Annotated in this window: 1 pseudogene; it reads left to right on the top strand. The window is 41.6% G+C overall.

Annotated elements, in window-relative coordinates:
* Positions 1-673: pseudogene (locus BN52_RS01385) on the top strand (IS30 family transposase); the annotation flags it as partial.
* Positions 674-856 lie beyond the last annotated feature (183 nt).

Below are 856 nucleotides of genomic sequence, written 5' to 3'. Positions count from 1 at the left end.
GCAAATTGGATTTTCTCAAAAAATCTAGATTCATTCAGTACGTCAATCGCCGCTTCTTTGAAGACGGCTGGTCGCTTGACTCCTGCAGTAATCGCGCTCTAGCAGTCGGCGAATTTTCCAGCCGTGACGTCATTTGCACCAGAACTCTGTATAGATACGTCGACCAAGGGCTACTGGATATCAAGAATTTCGACTTGCCAGAAAAGCTCAAGCGCCGAGAAGAGTTTGGCCATTGGGAATGCGATCTTGTACTAGGACACAAGGCTAAAGGCGAAGAGGCATTATTGACTCTATCTGAACGTATGAGTCGAGAATTCTTGATCATGCAGGCCTTTTGTCAGCTTAAAGCACAATACAGCGAGCATTGGAACGATATCTTCAAGACGATTACTACGGACAACGGCTCTGAATTTGCGGATATATCAAAGTTAGAGGATATATCCAAGACACTAGTTTATTATGCACATCCATATACTTCGTGTGATAAAGGTACAGTAGAAAGGCATAATAGGCTTATTCGTAGATTTATTCCCAAAGGAGAAGGCATAACAGACTATAGCCTGCAGGAAATCATGGATATTGAGACATGGTGCAACTCATCGCCAAGATGGTATACCATACGCCAGATGAAATATTCGAAAAGGAAAAAGATCGTATCTATCAAGCAGCGTAAGTGTTCAATTTATTATTGCAATTTACGAGATAAAACAGGGTCATACATTTGCCTACATTTTTTATAGCATCTCTCGGGGCAAGACAATCATCTCTTATTTTCCACTGCCTCCTGGTTTACCGTCTTGGTTTTACGTTTGTCTTTTGGATTTCAACTTGTTGAGCAGTCTTATCCACCATTTGG

It is taken from the genome of Lactobacillus gigeriorum DSM 23908 = CRBIP 24.85, assembly GCF_000296855.1.
GTDB classification, from domain to species: Bacteria; Bacillota; Bacilli; order Lactobacillales; family Lactobacillaceae; genus Lactobacillus; species Lactobacillus gigeriorum.
The sequence above is the reverse complement of the archived record's forward strand: the minus strand, read 5'-3'. Positions and strand labels throughout refer to the sequence as shown.